Origin of the sequence: Pontixanthobacter luteolus (assembly GCF_009828095.1) — a bacterium.
Taxonomy (GTDB): Bacteria; Pseudomonadota; Alphaproteobacteria; order Sphingomonadales; family Sphingomonadaceae; genus Pontixanthobacter; species Pontixanthobacter luteolus.
In genome coordinates this window covers 542842-557108 of record NZ_WTYP01000002.1, presented here as the reverse complement: position 1 = coordinate 557108, position 14267 = coordinate 542842, and the positions used below count along the sequence as shown (strand labels likewise).

Below are 14267 nucleotides of genomic sequence, written 5' to 3'. Positions count from 1 at the left end.
CGTGGCCGCGGGCGCAATACACTAGCCTGAAATAGCGGGATTTCTGCGGTCGATGGAAAACAGCCCGACCAGCCATATCGCAGCCATCTGGAATAACGGCGTCCGCAGAGGATAATCTGCCAGGCTGGCAAACACGATTATCGCTGCAACGGTCAGCCAGAATACCGGGCGGGCCAGGCTGCTGTTCCTCCGCCACATGGCCAGGATGCCGCGCCCCACCCAGACGGTGAAGATTGCCAGAATGGCCAATGCCGGTACCCCGCCTTCGATCAGCAGCTGGGCCCAGTCATTATGCGCCTGATTGACGTATGACGGAAGCATCAGTGAGGCCGGTTCGTGAATATGATAAACCTCCTCAAACGACCCGAAACCGGCACCTGTCAGCCAATAGGCAGCGATCATCTCACCCAGAATGGGCAGCAGGCTCCAACGCAGATCATCGAACGTTCCGCTTTCGGTAACCCGGTTGAGCGCCGGAATGCGGTCGAACATCAGGAAAATCGCGATCACGCCGGCAATCGAAGCCGCCAGAACCGCAAGGGCCCAGACCGGCTTGATCGAGGGTTGCCCACCGCCCTGCCCGCGGCGGCGATGCCCCTTCGCCCAACCAATCCGGAACAGCAATGCACTGGCTCCCAAGGCGAGGACCGTCGTCAGCAGTCCGGCGCGGGAAAGACCCACCAACGCTGCCAGCAAGACCAGCAGGAACAGCGCGGCGAGCAATGTCTTCTGCCACGCACGATCGAACCTGAATTCGGGTTGGGTGGCAAGAAACGCGATGATTACGAGCGTCAGCGACGAAAACACTGCGCTGTGATTGTGATTGGCGAAAAAACCCACCGCGGAGCCGAAATTAGTGATTTCGTAGAAGAAAAGCGCCTGCGAACTGCCGCCGATCACCTGCAATATTCCAAGCAGCGCATTGAGCGAGCCGAGTGCCGCCAAAACCATGAGGATGGCGCGGCGAGAGGCACCTGCTGCTGCCAAGACCAGCAATGCTGCGAGCGGGACAATCAGGCTGGCCAAAGCGTTCAGCGTGCGCGTTGGCACCAGCGAAATTGGCCGCCAGATATCGGCTAGGCCGATCTGCGCGCCTATTTCAGCGACGGGTTCACGGCCCGGCAAGGCTTGCCACAGGCCCGCCGGCAGGGGGATCAGTTGCAACAACATCCACAGGCCCAGCGCCCCGATGAACATCAACGGTGCGCGGATTGCGGACAAATCCTGCCTGCCAAGAAAAATGAAGATCGGGATCAGATAAAGAGCCGCCATCGGGCGCAGCAAGACAATTTGCGCTGCATCGGGGCGCGAACTGCCTCCCAAAAGGGCAACGAAGGCAGCGAACAATCCCAGCAAAACCCAGCTGGATGGCGCAATAGAATTGTTCTGATCGCGGGTCATTTTCATTTCGGTTTTTGGCATCCAAACATTGGGTTGCTTATTGCAGGGTGCTCTTCAAGCCGAAAAGGTCGCTGTCAAGCCATTGCGGCCTTGACTGTGGGCGGCGCTTCCGCAACGCAGCGGCGCGAAACAGGCAGGCAGCCTTCCGCTGCGTCCGGAAGCCGCAAGCAGTAGGGCCGGGGCCGTGAACAGGATCGAAAATTGATGAATTTGTCGGACAAGAAAATCGCCGTGATCGGGCTCGGTTATGTCGGCCTTCCCGTGGCTGTGGAATTTGGCCGGACCCGTCCCGTACTGGGTTTCGATATTCGCGCACGCCGCGTTGCCGAACTGCAGGATGGACATGACGAAACACTCGAAGTCGACGGCGACGAGCTTGCCGCAGCAAAGCACCTTGAATTCAGCTGCGAACCGGCTGATCTCGCTGATTGCGACGTGTTCATCATTACCGTTCCCACACCGATTGACGAGGCCAATCGCCCCGACCTGACGCCGCTGGAAAAATCCTCTGAAACCGTGGGCAAGGCGCTGAAGAAAGGCGCCGTGGTGGTGTACGAATCCACCGTCTATCCAGGCTGTACGCAGAATTTCTGCGTTCCGGTTCTGGAGCGTGTTTCCGGCCTGACCCACAATGTCGATTTCTTCACCGGATACAGTCCTGAACGGATCAATCCGGGCGACAAGGAACGCCGCCTTCCGCTGATCACCAAGATTACCAGCGGGTCGACGCCCGAAGTCGCCGATGCGGTGGACGCGCTGTACGCGGAAATAATCACCGCCGGTACGCACAAGGCGGCTTCGATCGAGGTTGCCGAAGCAGCCAAGGTTATCGAGAACACCCAGCGTGACGTGAACATCGCGCTGATCAACGAATTGGCGATCCTGTTTGAAAAACTGGGCCTGGACACGCGCGAAGTGCTGGCGGCGGCCGGCACCAAGTGGAATTTCCTCCCGTTCACACCGGGCCTGGTTGGCGGGCACTGTATCGGCGTTGATCCCTATTACCTGACCCACCGCGCGGCACAGGTTGGCTATCATCCGGAAATGATCCTGGCGGGCCGCCGGGTGAATGACGGGATGAGCGCCTATGTCGCGGACCGGGTTGTCCACCTGATGCTGGGCAACCGGGTGCCGGTGGTGGATGCAAAGGTTCTTGTTCTTGGCCTGACGTTCAAGGAGAACTGCCCGGATCTTCGGAACTCGAAAGTGGCCGGTGTCATCCAGCGCCTGCAAAGCTTCAACACCTCGGTCGACGTATATGATCCGTGGATCGATGCGGACGAAGCCGAGGAAGAATTCGGTATCCGCCCGCTTTCGCAGCAACCGGCCAAAGGTGCGTATGACGCGGTCATCCTCGCCGTGGGCCATCACCAGTTTGCCGATATGGGCGCCGCCGACATCCGCGCATTCGGCAAGGAAAACTCGGTATTCTTCGACGCGAAGGGTCTGTTCCCCAAGGAAGACAGCGACGGCCGCCTTTAAGGCGTCATGTCGCGAGAACCACGATGGTAAGGGCCGTTCTTCTCAACGATACCCGGATCGACAGGCACCATGGCTGCACCACGGTGGTCGAGACAATCGGCACGCTGAGCGCCAGGAACGGCATCGAAATTATCGCCAGCAGCCCGGCACATCACGACTGGCACGCCGACGCGGAAATCGCGGGCGCTATCAAGTCGGCCGACCTGGTGATCGTGAACGGTGAAGGGACCGTCCATCATGACCGCCCGGCAGGGCTGAAGCTGCTGGACGTTGGCCGGTTCGCGCGTGAGCACGGGACGAAAGCGGCGCTGATCAATTCGACCTGGCAGGCCAACGGCGCAGACGCGCTGCGTGCGCTGGAAGCATTCGACATCGTGACGGTGCGTGAAAGTGCGAGCGAGGCCGAACTGGCCGTGCACGGACACCATGCGCGGCGCATTCCGGACCTCGCCCTCTACCATCAGCCGGAAATATCTGCACTGCGCAGCGGCGTGGGTTACTGCGACAGTGTGCAGGGTCCGAAAGCATTGGCGCTGTATGAACAAATGTGGGCGATCGGCGCGCAGCCCCTGCCACTGGTGCAGCTCGATATGCAGCCCATGACGGTGCTGCGATGGCTGCTTCGTTTCGGCCCCACCAAAGCCGCGATCTTCAACCCCGCTCACGCGCTGAAAGCGCTGCGCGGAACGGTGCAGGATTACCGGGAACAGGAACCGAGCCGAGACGTGACCACCGGCAAGGTCGGCACGAAACAGCTGGTTGTGACCGGGCGGTTCCACATGATGATCTTTTGCCTCGGGGCGCACACTCCGATGCTCGCGCTCTCGTCGAACACCCACAAGATCGAGGCGACGCTGGCCGATGCCGGTCTGCAGCCGTGGCGTGTTGTGGCGAAGCCAGGCGACATCGATGCCGGCCTGATCGAACGGGCATCGCAGTGGCACGGTGACGAGAGCAGCAATCTGGAGAGATTCCGCAGCGAAGGCCGCGCCGCCATGGAAACCCTGTTCGCTGACTTGGCAAGTTTGTGAGGAGTTGAGCGGCCAATGCACGCAATTGAGAACGCGACTGGACGGATCAGCTCGATGGTTGCGGACGTGTCGGATGAAGTGTGGCGCTTGGAATTGGCCGCATTGGCTGCGCAAAATGTCGGGGAGGTACCCTCTCCCAAAAATCCATTGGTGAATTTTGCAGCTCAGTTTTTGGCTTCGCTATTTGCTATCGCCACTTTGGGTTGGTTGATCGTGCGACACTGCGGCACCTCATCTGGATCCGCGGCAGCAAAGCTTTCAGGTGGCACGATCGTCGCGGCAGTGCATGGCGAGGTCAGCACACGGACCCGTCACATCCATGGGTCGCTCGTCAACCACCGCCGAGATGAGCCGCAAGCTATTATACCTTTGCTCCTTCTCGGACGGCCGTCATGTAGCACTGCAGAGGCATTCAGGCGTTTTGACGTAAGCAACGAACTAGCCGGTTGGCCGGCAATTCGCCCACTTTCCCTCGGCAGTTTTTGTAAGGCACTCCCAGCAATAGTTGCAAACTTGCTAGCGGGTATCCGGGAGACAGCAAATTACAGCGGCCGGATCGATTTCAGGAGCCGTGTGGCAATCGCCTACAGGTTTGCGCAAGGCGAAGTCCATGCTTGCTGGTGGCATACTGCAGCTTCAGGAGAAGTTGTTGACCATGCCCTTTTCGGGCACACTGGTACAGCTGATAGCTCACTGCTCGAAAAAGCCATGCAGGCCAGCGGGGCCTACACAACTCATGTTGTTCACGGCAGTCATACTGGCTGGTCATTTGCTGGAGTCTCGGACCTCGCTCTATTTCCAAGCGGCGCCGATGCGCGCCTTGCGCAATTGCTTCCTGGTTACATACAGACTGCAGCACTGCCCTTGTCGCAACCAGAGGTTTGCCCTGGGGACGGCCACTGGGCTCTTTTGACCTCCTATACGCATCTGCAAAATTTGGCCTATCAAGAGAATGGCGCAGAGGCCGATATTGCTCTCGTCAGGCTTGTGAGGGAATTGGCCGATGCTTTCGATCAAGATCCCAGCAAGATTATATGGCGCCCTCACCCGCAAATCGACGTCGTGGCATCGCAAGAGAAGGCTAAACTTGAACGAGCGGTCTCTAGAGCAGGCTTTTCCCGCTGGCCAAGTGAACTGCCCTATGGACGGCTTTGCGAATTTTCTGTCGTGGTCACCTCCCCTTCAACGGTGCTCACTGATGCACTCCGAATGGGTCAACCTGCTATTGTTGCAAGCATGGCGCCAATGCAACGCGATCTGATCTACAATACGTATCCCTTGCGAATTGATGATGTCGCGGGGCTTCACATGGCAATCAGTCGGGTATTAGACCCTGAACAACGCCGCACTGCGTTCAAAGAAGCCTGGGCCGCAATCGAACCGGGTGGCGACTATGATCTCAAAGCCATCATGGACATTTGCAAATCGCTTAAGAAAAGTAGTCGCCCAAACTCAGAAAAATGATTGGAAGAGAAATTCAATCAGCGCAAAACTGACATCCTGGCATCCATGAAGATGAGGTTCTTATATGGGATATAGGCTTGCGCTGAATTCGCGTATGTCAGCCAAACGATCATCGTCAGTCCGTAAACGAGGCAAATTCCGATACGCAGTAGCGGCCTCATTTTGAAATCTACGATTTGGGGCAGCGCACCTGCAACAAACATCGACATGGGGAACCAGTAAAAATTCATCCGGCTTGCCAAGGTCGAGAATGCCAGCGCCAGAGGAACTGTCAGAAGGCATGCAAACGCCAGATTTCTGAGCAACCTGTTTGGGAAGAGAATGGATCTCGCTCGAGGCAGGAAAAAATACAAGGAAGCCAGTATGGCATTTAGCGCCAAATGATAAAGTGCGCCCTCGGACCGGAAGGCTTCGCTGGTCTGATTTCCGTATGCGTCTACATAATATTCGCTCTGACCAGTTTGAAGAAGTATCCCAAACATAAGCGCGAGGCAGCCGATTGTTAACACCGCCCTTATTTCCCATCTCACTTTCAGGTCGAGGGCGACGAACACCAGGAAAATTAGCGCGCTGTAATGAAAAGATGCGCACGCCAATATCGCCGCGATCCGGCCGACAAGCGAGAGTCGATACCAAAGACCAATCACGACCATTATTGCCGCTGCGGCCAACGCCTGCCTATTCGCACTCATTGAAAAAACTACGATGAACATCGGAAAGGCACTGACCAGCGCCAGCCAAGGCTCTGCAGACTTTCGAGCCCAGTAGAATAGTCCGGAAACAATTATTCCAGCAGTGATCAAATTGGCACCGTAAATTCCTAATCCTGACAAGGCGCCGAGCTCAAGGATTAGCACGTATCCAGGCTCCGTTCGGCCCAGAAGAGCGGTCAGACCAATTTGTTCAGTCACTCGGTGAAATATGATCAGATAGTTGTTCCAATCCATCCCGATGTTATGTCTGAGCCCGATAAAGCCGATCAGAACGATGAACATGAAAAAGAGGAAAACTGATCGTTCTTTCGGCTGTGTGCCAGCCCTCAGTGGTTGCCACACGGCACCTAGGGCAAAGAGCCCTCCAACGAGAAGATATGGCCACATGAAATCTGATCCCTTGCTAAAGCAACACCGCAGGACTTAAGGGCGCACCGTTATCTGCTGGGCATTCGCAAGTCGCTCAATTGACACCGCCTCCGTCGAATTGCCAGAGGAAAGAGACGCTCGCTCCTTGGCATAACTCGCTTGGGTTTCAATCCTCAACTTACCTGAATCTCTAAGGTTTGACGCGTGCCTCAGGATACTGCGCAAGACCGTCTCTGCTTGGGGATCTGAAATAAGATTGTGTGGATGAAACCAGAGATGTGCACAGCCGCCCCGCTCGGCCGCGTCGTCCAAGATCGAGCGCCAGCGCCTCACCGTAACAAATCTGGGAACCAGTTTCCGCAAGCCGATATGGAAATTCAGAATGCGGCCAGCCGGTATTGCGACCGTGCCGAACCTTTCACGTTCGTGGGATCCAGAGAAAGGTTCCGCAGTATCCATCAAACTAAATTCAGACGCAAAATTGCTCAACCTTCCCCTTGATAGGCGAGCGCTCCTGAAACCAAGAAAGCCGCTTTCGCCAACTGCTTGAACATTCGCGATTTCGTTTCTAGCATAGATGTAGGTAGTCGCCTCATGGCCGAGCCGAGCCAAAGCCTTTTTCGACATTGATATTTCCGTGCGTGCCATCTGGGGGCTTACGCCATCGGAGTTCAGCGGCAAATGAGAGAAACCGTGCGCGGCTATTTCATGCACTCCGCTTTCCGAAACAATGTCGGCCAGACATGGCAGATGCCACCCGTTTAAATCGCCCTGCTGCCTCTGAGCAAAATATGCTGCAAGCCAGATCGAAACTGCGCGTTCTTTCCCATACCCCAATTTATCGAGCTGCTTCGCCGCTTCGTGCGGGGTCATCAAAAAAGTGGCAACGAATGCAAAAGTAGCAGGTGCATCAAAATCGCTAAATATTTTACATAAACGGCGATATACAGCGATAAGCGCTTCGTCGCTGAACAGAGAATTCGTTTGCGGAGTCAGGCAGTCAGCCAGTCCCCACTTACCTTCGCAGTCGAGCGAAATGACAAGCGATCCGCCTGCTGGATCCGGAGCTAGTGTGGAGTGTTTCGCGTTCATTCGATTTCCATAGCTTTGAAGCACTGACAGTTCAGCTAAAACTTGTCATTCAACATTGCGATAACGCGATTAAATGGCCTGTTGGCATCGCGCCGCCACATCGGCTACACGAGCTCGCGCGCATACGAGGAGACCGAAAGCCTGTGACAATAATGTATGACGTAGAGGCATATAGCCCAGAAATTTCCAAGGCTTACGGGCGTCTGTTTGTTGGGCCTGACGAAGACAAGAGCTCCGAACTTTTGGATTGGCGTTTCCTCAATAACCCTCACGGAAAAGGCTTTTTTGCGACTGCGCGTGATGAAGGTGAAATAGTTGGCCTGATCGGACTTGTGCCTTCATCTTTCATTGCGCCCCGCGGGCGAACCGTCGGTCTCCACGCCATCGATACAATCGTTTCGCCCGACTATCGGGGGAGAGGCCTTTTCACCGGAATGGGCAATGCAATCTACACACACGCGGACAAACATGGTGCCGACTACGTTTGGGGATTTCCAAATGACAAGGCTGCCGGTGGCTGGTTCGGAAAACTAGGTTGGAAGAAGTTCGGGACTGTACCTTTTCTGATCAAGCCCCTCAAATCAGCGTTAATTTTTCGCAGAATCAGTGAAAAGCTCGGGTTCATTAACTTCCCTTTGGCGTTCGGCAAAGCCCAAGAGCCCGAAGGTTTCCGCGAACTTAGCGAGCTTAACTCGCAGGTTTCTGATTTATTTGAAGAATTTTGCGAAGAAAGCCATTTTATCCGCGACCGAAGCGCGTCGTGGCTTACTTGGCGATTGTTTGAAGCGCCGCTCAACGATTATCGCTGCGTTGGGATATTCAGAAACGGCCGCTGCGCGGCATTTGTTGCTACAGCCACGCTTGATAAACACGACACCAAAGTTTGCTACATCATGGAAGCCGCGGCACGAAACGAAGACAACAAAGCGTTAGAAGCTTTGCTCACTTACGAGCTTCGCCTGGCACGCAACCGAGGGGCGGAAGTTTCGCTGGCTTGGTGCACCGATCAAGCAGTCAATCGCTCTGTATTTCGGCGTTCGGGTTTTCGCTTTTTTCCTGATCGCTGGCGACCCGTGGATTTGTTTTTCGGAGGGCGCGACATATCCGAATGCGGGAATTTTTCCGCAAGACTCGAAGATTGGTACATCAGCTATCTTGACAGTGACACCGTTTGAACAGTGATGCGCGCGTGCCCAAAAAATCAGTAGTCCCGATCATATGAAAATCGCATTTTGCATTAAATCTCTTGAGGGAAATGGTGGCGGAGCGGAACGTGTGCTTACCGCCATCATGTCCGCACTCGCCAAACTTGGGCATGATGTCACAGTTTTTACATTTGATCGTGCCGGTTTCGAAACTTTCTATGAGCTGGATCACAGAGTGTTGCGCGTCGGTCTCTCAAGGAGCGCGAGCCTGACAGCCATGACTCCAAACGACTTCGTATACACGTTGCGCGCGTTTCGACGTCACATCGCAGGCCAGTTCGATGTGGCAGTGGGCTTTATGCATTCAACATATGTTCCGCTCTCGCTAGCGCTGATTGGTAGCCGAACCAGTGTGATCTCTAGCGAACATACGACAGCATCTCACTTCAAAGATCGCCGGCTCGAAAGCATTCTGGCTATGCTCGCCCAAAAGCTATCTTTCGCAAAGACGGTTGTATCAACAGCAGTCCGGGACGAACACAATGCGTCCGGGCAAAAGAATCTGGTCGTTTTGCCGAATCCGGTCGACATCGAGAGATATGCGCCAGCAAAAGACATTGCGCCTGAGAAGGTGATCCTGTGCGTGGGAGGCTTTCGTACCGAAAAAAACCAGAGCATGTTGGTAGCAGCTTTTGAACGGATTGCAGCCCGTCTTCCCGACTGGCGCTTGCGTCTTGTGGGCGACGGCCCGACGTGGGCAACAATCAAAGAACAGGTTGAAAAATCAAACTTCGTTGATCGTATCGAAATGCCAGGAGCCCTTCGGAATGTACCTGCTGAATACAGCAGGGCCGCTCTAGTTGTAATCCCATCGCACTATGAATCGCTTTCGATGGTTGCCGTTGAGGCAATGGCCAGCGGACGCCCAGTTCTCGCATTTTCCGACTGCGCAGGACCGAGCGCACTGATTGAAAGCGGCAAAAACGGGGTGTTAGTTGCACCGGGAGACGATCGCGAGGCTTCGCTTGCAAAGGCCATTGAGCGCATATTAAATGATCCTGAAGCGCGAGCGCAGATAGCCTCAAACGCCCCAGCGATGGTCTCCGATTATTCCATCGAGCGGATTGCCGTTCAATGGGAAGCACTGCTCAAATCTGCGACGCGGGAGAAATCGGTCGCATAAGGTGACTGGGCCAGATAGTGCGCCCAGTGAAGTTTTTCCGTTCCACTGCTCCGTTCAACTCGCTGTGGACACGAGGGCCCACTTTCCTGCGCCGCCTTTTCGGCTATGCGGGCTGCGTTGAACATTTCGTCTGGAGTTAATTGACGCACATGTGCGGTTTGGCAGGAATATTTGGCCCGGTAGACGGGTTGGGCGGGCAAGCGATGGAGCCGCTTGTGCGTCTGATGACCGGCGCGATCACCCATCGCGGCCCGGATGCTGATGGCCTGTGGACCGACCCAGAGGCAGGCATTGGGCTTGGCCACCGGCGGCTGTCGATCCTCGACCTGTCACCTGCAGGCGCACAGCCCATGCAATCGCAAGGTGGCCGGTTCGCGATTGCCTATAACGGCGAAATCTACAATTTCCCGGCATTGCGGCAGCAATTGGAGCAGCGCCACGGCGCGATCGAATGGCGCGGCCATTCCGATACGGAAATCCTGGTCGAATGCTTTGCGCGCGAAGGCATTCAAGCGACGCTGGACAAGGTCGACGGGATGTTCGCCATCGCGCTGTTCGACCGCCAGAAACGCGAACTGACCCTGATCCGCGATGCATTCGGCGAGAAGCCAATGCACTACGGATTCTGGAAAGGCGCGCTGCTGTTCGGGTCCGAACTGCACAGTTTCGAGGCTATTCCCGGTTTCCGGCCTTCGATGAACCTCGATGCGCTGGGCAGTTTTTTCAAATATTCCTACATCCCCGGCCCCGCCTCTATCTGGCAGGGCGTTCTGAAGCTGCCGCCAGCGCACCTCGTGACATTTTCCCAGCAGGATATCGCCGCGCAGCAGATGCCCAAGCCGCAAGCATGGTGGGACATGACCGGCGATGCATTGCAATCAATCGGCCGGCAATTCGGCGGCTCGCTCGATCAGGCGGTGATTGAAGCGGAACGGCTGGTGCTCGCAGGCACTTCGCGGCGGATGGTATCCGATGTTCCGCTGGGCGCGTTTCTGTCCGGAGGGATCGACAGCTCACTGACCGTCGCAATGATGCAGGCCAGTACGGACAGGCCGGTACGGACTTTCTCGATCGGCATGGCAGAAGACGGGTTCGACGAATCTCCCGCCGCCGCTGCCGTGGCCCAGCATCTGGGGACGGATCATACCGAGCTGGTTCTGACCCCGGAGCAGGTTCAGGACGCCATACCCGGCATTTCGGGCGTACATGACGAACCGTTCGCAGATTCGAGCCAGGTGCCTACCTACCTCGTTTCGCAAATGGCCCGGCGCGATGTCACCGTGGCGCTTTCAGGCGATGGCGGTGACGAAATTTTCGGCGGCTATAACCGCTATTTCCAGGGCCCTCGGGTCTGGAATAGAGCCGCCAGCCTGCCCGCTCCGCTCCGCCGTGCGGTGGGCGCGGCGATCGGCAGTATCCCCGGTGGCTTGGTGAACGGCGTGGTTCGCACGCTTGGCCCATTGGCGCCCAGGGAACTGTCAGCGGGCCGTGCGGCTGAAAAATTGCAGAAGCTCGCCCGCGTCATGTCGATGCCCAACGAGGCTGCTTTTCACGATCGCTTGCTAGCGACTTCCGACCACCCGGAAAGCATTTTATCATGCGGAACGGATATGGCCCGCCTGCCAGACAGGCTTGATCCGCGCGCCGCAGGGCTGACATTTGCCGAACGCGCCATGCTGGTCGATACCGCCAATTACATGCCGGACGATGTGCTGGTGAAAGTCGACCGGGCCGCGATGGCTGTTTCTCTCGAAACGCGCACACCTTATCTCGACCGAGACCTGTTCCGCTTTGCATGGAGCCTTCCGGCCGCGATGCGGGCCGGTAACGGAGAGGGTAAGACCATCTTGCGCGAACTGCTCTATCGGCACGTGCCGCGCGAATTGGTTGATCGGCCCAAAGCAGGCTTTGCGATCCCCGTCGGGCGCTGGCTTCGGACCGGGCTGCGCGACTGGGCAGAAAGCGAACTGTCGTCGGATGCGCTCGGCGATAGCGGCCTGCTGAACACCGCAGTCATCCGCGAACGGTGGGAAGAACATCTCACTGGGAAGCGCGACCATGAAACCATGCTCTGGAACGTCCTGATGTTTCAGGCGTGGCACAGGCGGCAGACAGAGCGGGCGCCCGACTGATGCTGCGCACCTTGATCAAACAGGCGGCGTCCGTCGCAGGCATGCGGGTGTTCGGAACGGGACTGTCAGTGCTGGTGTCGGTCGCGATAGCGCGGCTCTATGGTGCAGATGCCCTGGGAGTTTACGCCTATTGCGTCGCCCTGTTGGCAATTGCAGCGGTTCCGGTTTCAAACGGTTGGTCGACCATGTTGCTGCGCGCCGTCTCGCGGGTGCATAAACTGGGCAGCGAAGCGCGTGCCATGGCGCGCCTTGGCGCCCGGCTTGCAATTGGCTTCGCCGCATTGGCCGCTGCAATTGCAACTGCGGCGGTTCATTTTGCCAGTTCGGAAATCGCCGCTGCGCTGGAGCCCGTGGCATTCACTGCTATCGGCTTGCTCTTCCTAACGCTTCTTTGCGATCAAATATCCGCCATGCGAATGGCATCGATGCGGGGGTTGGACCGGCCCGCCCTTGCGCAGCTTCCGGAAAGTCTTGTCCGTCCATCGCTGCTCCTGATGGGCGTGGCGATAGGCTGGTGGGCTTTTGGTTCTTCCACGCTATCATCCAACCTGCCGATCCTGTTTGCTTCCCTGGCAATTGCTGCGGTTGTTTCCGCAATCATCGGCCAGTTGATCATTACCCGCCTGACCGGCCGCGCCGAATCCCGCCGCCCGGATCCAGCCGAGCGCAAAGCCTGGTTCGCCAGTGCCGCAGCGCTTGCCGGTAGCGCGGGTCTGGTCCAGCTCAACGGATATGTCGATATGCTCATTCTGGGCAGCTATGTCGCGCCCGCCGAGGTTGGACTATACCGGGCAGCACTACAGATCGCGATGCTGGCCAGTTTCGGTTATATCGCCCTAAACATGCTGGCCGGGCAACGATTTGCGAAATTCACCGGAAGCGGCGATCACGAAAGCCTTTCCAGAACCGCGACCCATCTGGCGCGGCTCGCCCTGCTCACTGCTATTCCGCTGCCACTCATTCTGCTGATAGCCGGAGAAGACATATTCGCATTACTGTTCGGCGCAGCTTTCGAAGGTGCTGCGCTGCCGGCGCTGCTGATCGCCGCAGGTTTCACATTCAGCGCAGCAATCGGCATGGCGCGTACGTTACTCGTCATGCAAGGCAACGAGTTTCTCGTCATGCGTACGACCTTCGCCGTGCTGGTCCTGAACGTGGTGCTGTGCATCTTGCTGATCCCGCGATACGGTATTATCGGGGCCGCCATCGCAAACCTGTCAGCGAATATCGGGTGGAATATGCTTCTGTGGGTCTTGGCGCGAAGCAGAACGGGTATGGACACCAGTGTTGCAGGCCTAGCTCGGCGCACACTCCCCGAGTAGGGGACCGACGATTGTGAACTAATTTACGAAGGCATTATGAGCGCATTCCACGAACAATTCAGTCCATCGAGCGATCTTGCCAATCCGGTTCCCATCAAGCGCGCAGTAATCATTGCATCGACCCAGCGATCAGGAAGCAGCCTGTTGGGGCACACGTTGCGCGACACTGGCGGCTTTGGCGTTCCGTTGGAATATTTCAATGTTCAGAACCTTGACTACTGGCGACAGAGGTTCAGCTTTTCGAGCATCAACGAGCTGCTTGATCATATTGAGCGTGTCAGAACCAGCTCGAACGGAATTTTCGCGATCAAGTCGCACTATTTTCAGCTGCGGAACTTCGGCAGTATAAGCGATTTACGACTGCGTTATGAGGATTGCCGATTTATCCGGATTGTACGACGCGACATGTTGGCGCAGGCAATTTCGCGAACCGTCGCGCAGCAGACCGGCGTGTGGATTGCTGGCCAAGCAAGATCCGGCGAGCCCCACTATGACTTCAAGCAAATCGTAGATAATTTGCAGACGTTGAGTCGGCAGCATGAGCAATGGTCGCTTGCGCTTGCGGCCACCGGCACGCCGTTTCTGGAGGTTGCACATGAAGATCTTATTGCCGACCCCACTGCTCAGGTTCTACGCATTTCAGAGTTTTGTAGCGTGGATCCGCAGTCGATCTTGATGCCGTCGACCCCGCCCATCGAAGCTCAGGAAAACCCTCGAAAAAGTGAATGGACAGAGCGGTTCGTCGACGAATTCGACGAAAAGGCCAACGCCCCATTGAACGGATTTTTGCCTGCCAAGGACTCCCTCAAAGACTTGGCGCGATGGTCGAAATCGATCCTTAAGCGCAAAGGCCCCGGAGAAGCGTGGTACAGGTCCCCCAATCTCGCTTCTTGATCGCGTAACGGCTACCACACGATTGCGCTTTGCAAAGAT

Annotated in this window: 11 protein-coding genes; 8 read left to right on the top strand and 3 right to left on the bottom strand. The window is 56.7% G+C overall.

Going from position 1 to position 14267, the window contains the following annotated elements; all coding sequences use genetic code 11:
• Positions 1–21: 21 nt before the first annotated feature.
• On the bottom strand, positions 22–1422 hold the full coding sequence (locus tag GRI43_RS11195; protein WP_160731190.1) for an O-antigen ligase family protein: 1401 nt from the start codon (positions 1420–1422) through the stop codon (positions 22–24).
• Positions 1423–1605: 183 nt separating this feature from the next.
• On the opposite strand from GRI43_RS11195, the gene GRI43_RS11190 reads away from it, so the two are divergent.
• Genes GRI43_RS11190 through GRI43_RS11180 form a run of 3 tightly spaced genes read left to right on the top strand, consistent with a single transcriptional unit; the run spans position 1606 to position 5378 of the window.
• Positions 1606–2883, top strand: coding sequence for a nucleotide sugar dehydrogenase (locus tag GRI43_RS11190; RefSeq protein ID WP_271439655.1), 1278 nt, complete (start codon positions 1606–1608; stop codon positions 2881–2883).
• A 23-nt stretch (positions 2884–2906) separates the two neighbouring features.
• Complete coding sequence (locus tag GRI43_RS11185; protein WP_160731188.1) at positions 2907–3914, top strand: glycosyltransferase family protein; 1008 nt, start codon at positions 2907–2909, stop codon at positions 3912–3914.
• A gap of 15 nt (positions 3915–3929) precedes the next feature.
• Positions 3930–5378 (top strand): hypothetical protein, encoded by a 1449-nt coding sequence (locus GRI43_RS11180; RefSeq protein ID WP_160731187.1) that lies wholly within the window; start codon positions 3930–3932, stop codon positions 5376–5378.
• Positions 5379–5395: 17 nt separating this feature from the next.
• Here GRI43_RS11180 and GRI43_RS11175 read toward each other — a convergent pair whose 3' ends face one another.
• Entirely contained in the window at positions 5396–6478 is a 1083-nt protein-coding gene (locus GRI43_RS11175; protein ID WP_160731186.1) for an EpsG family protein, read from the bottom strand.
• A 36-nt stretch (positions 6479–6514) separates the two neighbouring features.
• Complete coding sequence (locus GRI43_RS11170) at positions 6515–7552, bottom strand: polysaccharide deacetylase family protein (RefSeq protein ID WP_160731185.1); 1038 nt, start codon at positions 7550–7552, stop codon at positions 6515–6517.
• A gap of 152 nt (positions 7553–7704) precedes the next feature.
• Here GRI43_RS11170 and GRI43_RS11165 point away from each other — a divergent pair, with 152 nt between their 5' ends.
• The 5 genes from GRI43_RS11165 (at position 7705) to GRI43_RS11145 (ending at position 14228) form a co-directional block, all read left to right on the top strand.
• Positions 7705–8727 carry a GNAT family N-acetyltransferase gene (locus GRI43_RS11165; RefSeq protein WP_160731184.1) on the top strand — a complete coding sequence of 341 codons (1023 nt, stop codon included), beginning with the start codon at positions 7705–7707 and terminating at the stop codon, positions 8725–8727.
• Positions 8728–8770: 43 nt separating this feature from the next.
• Positions 8771–9880 carry a glycosyltransferase family 4 protein gene (locus tag GRI43_RS11160; RefSeq protein WP_160731183.1) on the top strand — a complete coding sequence of 370 codons (1110 nt, stop codon included), beginning with the start codon at positions 8771–8773 and terminating at the stop codon, positions 9878–9880.
• A gap of 149 nt (positions 9881–10029) precedes the next feature.
• Positions 10030–12012, top strand: coding sequence for an asparagine synthase (glutamine-hydrolyzing) (asnB, locus tag GRI43_RS11155; protein ID WP_160731182.1), 1983 nt, complete (start codon positions 10030–10032; stop codon positions 12010–12012).
• Entirely contained in the window at positions 12012–13334 is a 1323-nt protein-coding gene (locus GRI43_RS11150; protein ID WP_160731181.1) for an oligosaccharide flippase family protein, read from the top strand. The genes asnB and GRI43_RS11150 overlap by 1 nt, the downstream gene beginning before the upstream one ends.
• Positions 13335–13370: 36 nt before the next feature.
• Positions 13371–14228: a Stf0 family sulfotransferase gene (locus GRI43_RS11145; protein ID WP_160731180.1), complete on the top strand. Its 858-nt coding sequence runs from the start codon at positions 13371–13373 to the stop codon at positions 14226–14228.
• Positions 14229–14267: the final 39 nt, after the last annotated feature.

What these genes read in the sequence shown, in the direction of transcription:
- GRI43_RS11195 (WP_160731190.1), bottom strand. Translation starts at nt 1,422, where the DNA reads ATGCCAAAAACCGAAATGAAAATGACCCGCGATCAGAACAATTCTATT.
- GRI43_RS11190 (WP_271439655.1), top strand. Translation starts at nt 1,606, where the DNA reads ATGAATTTGTCGGACAAGAAAATCGCCGTGATCGGGCTCGGTTATGTC.
- GRI43_RS11185 (WP_160731188.1), top strand. Translation starts at nt 2,907, where the DNA reads ATGGTAAGGGCCGTTCTTCTCAACGATACCCGGATCGACAGGCACCAT.
- GRI43_RS11180 (WP_160731187.1), top strand. Translation starts at nt 3,930, where the DNA reads ATGCACGCAATTGAGAACGCGACTGGACGGATCAGCTCGATGGTTGCG.
- GRI43_RS11175 (WP_160731186.1), bottom strand. Translation starts at nt 6,478, where the DNA reads ATGTGGCCATATCTTCTCGTTGGAGGGCTCTTTGCCCTAGGTGCCGTG.
- GRI43_RS11170 (WP_160731185.1), bottom strand. Translation starts at nt 7,552, where the DNA reads ATGAACGCGAAACACTCCACACTAGCTCCGGATCCAGCAGGCGGATCG.
- GRI43_RS11165 (WP_160731184.1), top strand. Translation starts at nt 7,705, where the DNA reads ATGTATGACGTAGAGGCATATAGCCCAGAAATTTCCAAGGCTTACGGG.
- GRI43_RS11160 (WP_160731183.1), top strand. Translation starts at nt 8,771, where the DNA reads ATGAAAATCGCATTTTGCATTAAATCTCTTGAGGGAAATGGTGGCGGA.
- asnB (WP_160731182.1), top strand. Translation starts at nt 10,030, where the DNA reads ATGTGCGGTTTGGCAGGAATATTTGGCCCGGTAGACGGGTTGGGCGGG.
- GRI43_RS11150 (WP_160731181.1), top strand. Translation starts at nt 12,012, where the DNA reads ATGCTGCGCACCTTGATCAAACAGGCGGCGTCCGTCGCAGGCATGCGG.
- GRI43_RS11145 (WP_160731180.1), top strand. Translation starts at nt 13,371, where the DNA reads ATGAGCGCATTCCACGAACAATTCAGTCCATCGAGCGATCTTGCCAAT.